General features: G+C 72.1%; 7 protein-coding genes. 3 read left to right on the forward strand and 4 right to left on the reverse strand.

The window, feature by feature from the left end; all coding sequences use genetic code 11:
• Positions 1-120: 120 nt before the first annotated feature.
• From AC32QD_RS05400 to AC32QD_RS05410, 3 genes are read right to left on the reverse strand one after another with little or no spacing between them, the layout of a single operon-like run.
• The gene (locus AC32QD_RS05400) at positions 121-1,305 is read right to left on the reverse strand and encodes a CaiB/BaiF CoA transferase family protein (protein ID WP_492009459.1); all 1,185 of its coding nucleotides are present in this window, start codon (positions 1,303-1,305) and stop codon (positions 121-123) included.
• A gap of 14 nt (positions 1,306-1,319) precedes the next feature.
• On the reverse strand, positions 1,320-2,270 hold the full coding sequence (locus AC32QD_RS05405) for a D-2-hydroxyacid dehydrogenase family protein (RefSeq protein ID WP_492009460.1): 951 nt from the start codon (positions 2,268-2,270) through the stop codon (positions 1,320-1,322).
• On the reverse strand, positions 2,267-3,163 hold the full coding sequence (locus AC32QD_RS05410; protein WP_492009461.1) for an alpha/beta fold hydrolase: 897 nt from the start codon (positions 3,161-3,163) through the stop codon (positions 2,267-2,269). The genes AC32QD_RS05405 and AC32QD_RS05410 overlap by 4 nt, the downstream gene beginning before the upstream one ends.
• A gap of 196 nt (positions 3,164-3,359) precedes the next feature.
• Between AC32QD_RS05410 and AC32QD_RS05415 the strand changes: the two genes are divergently transcribed.
• Positions 3,360-5,489, forward strand: a complete 2,130-nt coding sequence (locus tag AC32QD_RS05415; protein WP_492009462.1) for an acetate--CoA ligase family protein — start codon at positions 3,360-3,362, stop codon at positions 5,487-5,489.
• Positions 5,446-6,219 carry a class II aldolase/adducin family protein gene (locus AC32QD_RS05420; protein ID WP_492009463.1) on the forward strand — a complete coding sequence of 258 codons (774 nt, stop codon included), beginning with the start codon at positions 5,446-5,448 and terminating at the stop codon, positions 6,217-6,219. Before AC32QD_RS05415 ends, AC32QD_RS05420 begins: the two co-directional genes overlap by 44 nt.
• A gap of 231 nt (positions 6,220-6,450) precedes the next feature.
• Here the strand turns inward: AC32QD_RS05420 and AC32QD_RS05425 are convergent, their stop codons facing one another.
• Positions 6,451-7,242 carry an enoyl-CoA hydratase-related protein gene (locus tag AC32QD_RS05425; protein ID WP_492009464.1) on the reverse strand — a complete coding sequence of 264 codons (792 nt, stop codon included), beginning with the start codon at positions 7,240-7,242 and terminating at the stop codon, positions 6,451-6,453.
• Positions 7,243-7,492: 250 nt separating this feature from the next.
• On the opposite strand from AC32QD_RS05425, the gene AC32QD_RS05430 reads away from it, so the two are divergent.
• The coding region (locus tag AC32QD_RS05430; protein ID WP_492009465.1) for an ATP-binding cassette domain-containing protein at positions 7,493-7,985 on the forward strand (493 nt) is incomplete at its 3' end.

The following is a 7,985-nucleotide window of genomic DNA, read 5'->3' on the forward strand; positions in this document are numbered from 1 at the left end:
TCTAAGCACCTGATGCCTCCCTTCAATTTTTTGCCCACAGCGCAGCGCTCGAGGATCCGCGACAGGCCGCGGTACGGGGGAGTCTGGCCGTGCCCCGGCCCGCGGGACCTGTTGCCGGCGTCAGCCCGCGGTGCGGGCGGCGGGCCGGATCTCGCGCTTGTCGGCGATGAGCCGGGCTAGGCGCGCGTTCCAGTCGCCCAGGGGCGGCCCAAGGCTCTCGATCGCGCCGGGGGTCTGAGAGAGCCGCGGCAGCACGGCGGGCACGGCGATCTCGCCCAGCGTGGGGTCCTCGAGTCGCGCGATGGTTCCGCGGGCGGCGAAGTGCGGGTCGGCGAAGATGTCGGCGATGGTGTTGATCGGGCCGCAGGGCACCTGGCCAGAGGTGCACAGCTCGACCACTTCGGCCGCCCGGTGCCGACGGGTGAAGGCTTCCACTGCGCCCTCGACGGTGGCGCGGTCGGCCAGCCGGTCGGCGGTGTGCGGGTGGCTTTCGGCCATGTCGGGGCGCTTCAGGACGTTTTGGGCCATGCGCTGCCACATCTTGTCGGAGGTGCAGGCGATGGCGACCCACTTGCCGTCGGCGCACGGGAAATGGCCGTGCGGGCAGACCTGGCGCGTCATCAGCCCCTCGCGGCCGCGCACGATGCCCTCGCGCGCATAGGCCGGGGCGATGTCGTCGAGGACGCGAAAGATCGCCTCGTAGAGCGCTACGTCGATCACCTGGCCCCTGCCCGTCGCCTCGGCCACGCGCAGCGCCATCATGACGCCGATGGCCCCCTGGAAACCGCCGATATAATCCGCCAGCGAGGTCGAGCCCGGCGTCACCGGCGGCCCGTCGGGCATGCCGGCCAGATGCGTCAGCCCGCCGACCGCGTGGGCGATGCGGGCGAAGCCGGGCCGGTCGCGATAGGGCCCGGTCTGGCCATAGCCGCTGATCCTCAGGATCACCAGGGCCGGGTTGATGTCGTGCAGCGCCTCAGGGCCGAGGCCCCATTTCTCCAGCGTGCCGGGGCGGAAGTTCTCGCACAGCACGTCCGAGCGGCGCACCAGCTCGCGCAGCGCGCCGGCACCCTCGGCCGAGCGCAGGTCGAGCGTGGCGGAGTGCTTGTTGCGCGCCTCCGACAGCCAGGCGAGGCTGCGGTCCGGGTCCTCGGTCCCCGTGCCGAACCGGCGCAGCGGGTCGCCGCCCTCGGGGTGCTCGACCTTGATCACCTCGGCGCCGAACTCGCCGAGGATCGCCGCCGTCAGCGGCGCGGCGATGAAGGTGGCAAGGTCGATGACGCGGACGCCGTCGAGCGGGCGCATCGCGGTGCCTGCGGTCAAGGCACCAGCACGCGCAGCGGCTCGCCCTTGAGCCAGGACTCGATGTCCTCGACGATCTCGCCATAGAAGGCGCGATAGGTGTTCTCGGTGACATAGCCCAGATGCGGCGTCAGCAGGGTGCGCGGGCAGGAGCGCAGCGGGTGGTCGGCCGGCAGCGGCTCCTCGTCGTAGACGTCGATCCCGGCGCCGGCGATGCGGCCCTCCTTGAGCGCGGCGATCAGCGCATCGGTGTCCACGATCGGCCCGCGCGAGGTGTTGACCAGATAGGCCGTGGACTTCATCAGCGACAGCTCGTGGCGCCCGACGATGCCGCGCGAGCGCTCGCCCATCTTGTAGTGGATGGTGACGAAATCGGCTGCGCGGAACAGCTCCTCCTTGCCCACGCGCCGTACGCCCGCGGCCTGGGCGCGGTCGTCGCTCAGGTTCTGGCTCCAGGCGATCACCTCCATGCGAAAGGCGCGGGCGATCTCGGCCATGCGGCCGCCCAGCCGGCCCAGCCCGACGATGCCCAGAGTCGAGCCCGCCACCTCACGCCCCAGCGTGGTGATCCAGGTGCCCTCGCGCATGCGCGCGTTCTCGACGTGGATATGGCGGGCCAGCGCGAAGATCAGCGCCCAGGCCAGCTCGGGCGTCGATTCGACCGAGCCCCCTGTGCCCAGCACGGGGATGCCCCGCGCGCGGCAGGCCTCCATGTCGATGGCGGCGTTGCGCATCCCCGCGGTGACGAACAGCTTCGCGTTCGGCAAACGCTCGATCAGGTCGCGGCCGAAGGGGCTGCGCTCGCGCATGATGCAGACGATCTCGAAGGGCTCCAGCCGCCTGGCGAAGCCTTCCAGCCCTTCATAGGGCTGGTGGAAGAATTCAACCTCGTGCTCGGCCTCCAGCCGGCTCCAGTCCGCCATGTGGCGGGCGACCTGCTGGTAGTCGTCGAGAACGGCGATCTTCATGGTGCGGCACTCTCTTTTTGGGCGGTTTGCGGACAGGCGCGGCGGTGGAAGTCGAGCAGCAGCGCGTTCAGCGCCTCGGGCGCCTCGTACATCGCCCAGTGGCCGCAACCCGGGATGACATGGGTCTCGACGTCGTGGCGGACCGCGTGGCACAGGGCGAAGCGGTGCTCGATCGGCGGCACCGCGGCGGCGTCGTGCTCGCCATAGATGACCGCCACCGGGCAGGTGAGATCGCCGATCAGGGCGGGCGTGTCGGCCGACCAGCTTAGCCGGCGGGAATCGAATCGCGTGCGCTCGACATTGCGGAACTGCATGTCGATGGCCCAGTCGTCGATCTTCGTCCGGTCCCAGACCATCAGCTTGGCCAGGTTCTCGGCGTGCATGTCGCGCAGCTCCTGCTCGGTGGGCGCCCGGCCCAGCCGCTTGGCCAGCTTGCGCCGGCTCTCGAGCGTGAAGGTGCGGCCGGTGGGCGGGCCATAGCCCGCGCCGCCGGTCATCGACAGCGATGCCGCCCGCGGGCCGAGCGCCACCGCCGTGGCCGCCGCGACCAGCCCGCCGAAGGAGAACCCGGCGAGGTGGATGCGCGGGGCGTCGCCGCAGATCTCGGCCACTGCGTCGGCCACCTCGGCGAGGTAGTCCTCAGTCGGGATGTCCCATTCGGGGCGGTCCGAGTCGCCATAGCCGGGCAGGTCCAGCGCCACCACACGGAAGGCGGCGGCCAACGCATCGACGCTGAGCACCCAGTGCTCCCACGAACCGGCGCCGCCATGCATGAGCACCAGCGGCTCGCCCGCGCCGAAGACGCGGTAGGCCGTGCCGTCCGCCGTCTTGGCGAAGCGAGGCGGCACAAGCCGGCGGTCGGAGACGGGGGCGGAGACGGGGGCGTCGGTCACGCGCGTGGGTCCCTGGGCTCCCGCCCGCCGCGGACGCGCGGCAATGCTGGAAAGCCGGCCCGTGCCCTGTTCATTTCCTGAGCCTCCCTGCCCGCCGGCGGAGCTTGCCCGGCCGGTCGGGGGATTTCTAAGATGGGCGCAGGTTACCAAGGCGAAACGGTGCTTCGCAAGCGACGGCGGGAGGCAGGCGCACAGGATGCCGACGGAGAGCGGACCCCTGACGGGACGCGCGCTGCACGAGGCGCTGTTCCGGCCCGCGAGCGTGGCACTGGTCGGGCTTTCGAGCGACCCGGCGCGGCCCGCCGGGCGGCCGCTTAGCTACCTGCGCCGGGCCGGCTATGGCGGGCGGGTCTACGTGGTCAATCCCCGGCACGCCGAGGTGCAGGGCGAGCGCGCCCATGCCCGCCTCGCCGACCTGCCCGAGGTGCCCGACCACGCCTATATCCTGCTCGGCACCGGGCGCGTCGCCGGCGCCATCGCCGATTGCGCCCGCGCCGGGGTAAAGGTCGCGACCGTGCTGGCCGAGGGATTCGCGGAAGCCGGCGCCGAAGGCGCGGCCCGCCAGCAGGCGCTCGTCGAAACGGCGCGGGCGGGGGGCGTGCGGCTGCTCGGTCCCAACTCGATGGGCGTGGCGGATCTGCGCAGCGCCGCCTGGGTCACGGTGAACCCGATATACGCCGAGCCCGACCACCCTGCCGGGCGCACGGCGCTGCTGTCGCAGAGCGGCTCGATGATCGGCGGGCTGGTCAGCCGGGCACGCGCGCTGGGGCTGGGCCTGTCCAAGGTCGTCGCGGTTGGCAACGAGGCCGATCTGGGCATCGGCGAGATCGGGTTGGCCTGCGTCGACGACCCGCAAACGGACGTCTTCCTGCTGTTCCTCGAGACGATCCGCGACGCGCGCCGGTTGGCACAGTTCGCGGCGGCGGCGCATGGCGCGGGCAAGGCGGTGGTGGCCTACAAGCTCGGCCGCTCGCGTCTGGGCCAGGAGCTCGCGGTGGCGCATACGGGGGCGCTGCTGTCGGACGATGCGCTGGCCGATGCCTTCCTGCGCGATGCCGGGATCGCCCGGGTCGAGACGCTGGAGGGACTGGTCGAGGCGGCGACGCTGTTCAAGGGGCGCCGGCCGCTCGGCAAGGCCGACCCGGCGGTGGGGGTACTGACGACCACGGGCGGCGGCGGCGCGGCGGTCTGCGACGGCCTGGCGCTGGCGGGGGTGCGGGTCGCGGGCGCCTCGGGCGAGACGCTTCAGGCGATCCGGGCGACGGGGCTCGAGATCGCGCCCGGGCCGATGACCGACCTCACCCTGGCCGGCGCGGGCGAGAGGTTCGTGCGGCCGGCGATCGAGGCGATGGCGCGAGATCCTGGCTTCGACGTGGTAGTTCCGGTCATCGGCTCGTCGGCGCGCTCGCGCACCGAAGCCAGCATGGGCGCGCTGATCGAGGCCGAGACCGGGGGCAAGCCGCTCGCCGCCTTCGTGGTGCCCGAGGCCGCGTCGGCGCTGCGCATGCTGGTTGGCGCCGGCATAGCGGCCTTCCGCACGCCCGAATCCTGCGCCGACGCGGTGCGCGCGCTGGTGCGCTGGCGCGCGCCGCGCACGGGCGTGTGCCCCGAGAGCGCGCCGCCGGCCGGCGCAGGCCGGGTGCTGGACGAACGTGCCTCGCTGGAAGTGTTGGCCGGGCTGGGCGTGCCGGTGACACCTTGCGCGGTGGTGCCGATGAGCGAGGCGGGCCGGGCCGCCCTGCCCTTCCCCTGGCCCGTGGTGGCCAAGGCGCTGAGCGGCGCCCTGCCCCACAAGAGCGAGGCCGGTGCCGTGGTGGTCGGCATCGCGGGGCCCGCCGCGCTGGCCGACGCCGCGCGGCGGATTGCGGCGGGCGTCGCGCCGCACCGCCCGGGCCTGACCGTGGAGCGGCTTCTGGTGCAGCCCGTGGTGCGGGGGTTGCAGGAGGTCCTGATCGGCTATCGCCGCGACCCTCAGGTCGGCCCGGTGGTGACGTTGGCGCCGGGCGGCCTGCTGGTCGGGCTCTACGACGACAAGGCGGTGCGGCTGGCCCCGGTCGACGAGGCCGAGGCCGCCGCGATGGTGGCCGAGCTGCGCGGCCTGGCACCGCTGCGCGGGCACCGGGGGCTGCCCAAGGGGGACCTCGGCGCGCTGGCCCGGGCCGTCGCCGCCCTCTCGCGTCTGGCCGACCGCCCCGAGGTGCTGGAAGCCGACGCCAACCCGGTTATGGTGCTGGCCGACGGCGTCGTGGCCGTCGACGCGCTGATCGTGACGGGAGGAGAGGATGGACACGCGAACGAGCCTGAAGGACAAGGTCGCCCCCGATGAATGGACCACACGGGTCGACCTCGCCGCCTGCTACCGGCTGGTGGACCTGTTCGGCTGGTCCGACCTGCTCGGCACGCATGTCTCGGCGCGCGTGCCGGGGCAGGAAGATGCTTTCCTGATAAACCCTTACGGGCTTCTCTTCGAGGAGATCACGGCCTCCTCGCTGGTCAAGGTGGACGAGGCGGGCAACATCCTCAGCCCCTCCGAGCACCACATCAACCCGGCGGGCTTCGTGATCCACAGCGCCATCCACATGGCCCGGCCCGAGATTGGCTGCGCGCTGCACACGCACACGCCCGCGGGCACCTCCGTCGCCACGCAGCGCAAGGGCCTGCTGCCGCTCACCCAGCACGCCCTGGCGGTGATCGCGCATCTCGCCTACCACGACTACGAAGGCATCGCGACCGATCTCAGCGAGCGCGAGCGGCTGGTGCGCGACCTGGGCGAGGCGAACGTGCTGGTGCTGAGAAACCACGGGCTGCTGACCGTCGGGCGCACGATCGCGGAGGCCTTCGTCTGGATGTATCGCGCCGAGCGCGCCTGCCGCATGCAGCTGGCGATCCAGCAATCGGGCGCCGAGCCGGTCGACATCCCGGCCGAGGTGCAGGAGGTCACCATCGCGCGCAACCGCAAGGCCAACAGCCCCGAGGGCCACCGCCCGATCGGCAAGCACGAGTGGCCGGCGTTGCTGCGCAAGCTCGACCGGGTGGATAGGTCGTACCGGGACTGAGCGCGGCGGGGGCCGCGCCGCCGCCCGCTTTGGCGGGTGACGTTTCAAGGAGGTTCCGGCTCAGGGCCGGGACCCATGGCGGCGTCGAGCCCCTGCCCGCTGCGGCGGTGAGGTTTCGGGGAGGTCCCGGCTCAGGGGCCGGGACCCATCGCGGCCTTGGGCCCCGGCCCCCGAGCCGGGGCCTCGCCGGCGCATCGGTTCGCCCGGTCGATGCCTCCGGGCCTGTCGTTACTAGTCGGGGTACCAACTTGGCTTGCGCTTTTCGAGAAAGCTCCTCAGCCCCTCCTCGACCTCCTCGCTCAGGCGCTTCATGGCGTGCGGGCGGGCCATGGCGGCAAGCTGTTCCGCGCTGTAGTCGAGGCCGGCGAGGTGCAGCACGCCGCGCTTGGTCTGGGCCAGCGCCTCGGGCGCGCAGTGCAGCAGCGCGTCGATCAGGGGCGCGGCCGTCGCGTCGAGCCCGCCCTCGGGGCAGACCTCGTCGACCAGGCCCAGCTCGAAGGCGCGGCGGGCGCCGAAGCGCTCGCAGGTCAGCGCATAGCGGCGCAACCGCCCCGCGCCCATGCGCGCCATCAGCGGCGGCACGATCGGGTCCGGGATCAGCCCCCAGCGCGCCTCGGTGATCGAGAAGATCGCCGTTTCCTCCGCGATCACCAGGTCGCAGGCGGCGGCGATGCCGGTGCCGCCGCCGAAGCAGCCGCCGTGGACCAGGGCCATCACCGGCTTGGGCAGCGTCATCAGGCCGTGCACGGCCTCGGTCGTGCGCTCGGAGACGGCGATGTTCGCCTCCTCCCCGGCCTGGCGCAGCGACCGGATCCAGCCCAGGTCGGCGCCGGCCTGGAAATGCCGGCCCTCGCCGCGCAGCACGACGACCCGCGCGGTGGCGTTCGCCGCCAGTGCCCCGATGCCGTCGATCAGCTCGGAAATCATGTGCCCGTCATAGGCGTTGTTCTTGTCCGGGCGCGCCAGCCAGACCGTCACCACGCCGCGCCCGTCGCGCTCGACCCGCGTCCTCGTCTCCGTCATGCGCTCCCTCCCAGCCGTGCGTTTTCCACCCTGCGGAAACGGTCGGCCCCTGCGCCGCTCTGCCAAAGGTCGTTTCGCTCCGTGCGGATTATCGCGCAGCAAATCTGCTTGCACTGCCCCCCATTATCGTCAACTCTCGGTCAGGGCGCCTGCATCGCGAATAGCACAAAGCACACCGTCAAGGCCGGTGCGGGCACGGGAGGCTGACACAACTGGGGCGCGCAGCACGCCGTGCTGCGAAGGGAGGAAAGTGGCGAAACTCCTCGAGGTCCGGAACCTCAAGACGCAATTCTTTACCTCCGCCGGCGTGGTGCGGGCGGTGGACGGGATCACCTACGACGTCGCGCCGGGCGAGACGGTCGCGATCGTGGGCGAGTCCGGCTGCGGCAAGTCGGTCGGCGCCATGTCGATCCTCAGGCTGATCCCGAACCCGCCGGGCAAGGTGGTCGGCGGCGAGATCATCTTCGACGGCAAGGATCTGCTGAAGCTCACGGATGCCCAGATGCGCACCGTGCGCGGGCGCGAGATCGGCATGATCTTCCAGGAGCCGATGACCTCGCTCAACCCGGTGCTCTCGATCGAGCGCCAGCACCTCGCCCGGCCGCAGCGCGAGGTCGACGCGGTCGACCACCCGCACGCGCCGGCCCTCAGAACCCGGGAAGCTCGTGACCAGGTTTTCGAGGGCAAGCAAGGCCTCCGTCACAGCCGCTCCCGGAGAGTGCGGGGGTCGAGGATGTCGCGCA

It is taken from the genome of Thermohalobaculum sp. (genome assembly GCF_058622915.1).

Bases quoted from the DNA above. Each gene is read 5' to 3' on its own strand.
- AC32QD_RS05400 (WP_492009459.1), bottom strand. From the start codon at position 1,305: ATGCGCCCGCTCGACGGCGTCCGCGTCATCGACCTTGCCACCTTCATC.
- AC32QD_RS05405 (WP_492009460.1), bottom strand. From the start codon at position 2,270: ATGAAGATCGCCGTTCTCGACGACTACCAGCAGGTCGCCCGCCACATG.
- AC32QD_RS05415 (WP_492009462.1), top strand. From the start codon at position 3,360: ATGCCGACGGAGAGCGGACCCCTGACGGGACGCGCGCTGCACGAGGCG.
- AC32QD_RS05420 (WP_492009463.1), top strand. From the start codon at position 5,446: ATGGACACGCGAACGAGCCTGAAGGACAAGGTCGCCCCCGATGAATGG.
- AC32QD_RS05425 (WP_492009464.1), bottom strand. From the start codon at position 7,242: ATGACGGAGACGAGGACGCGGGTCGAGCGCGACGGGCGCGGCGTGGTG.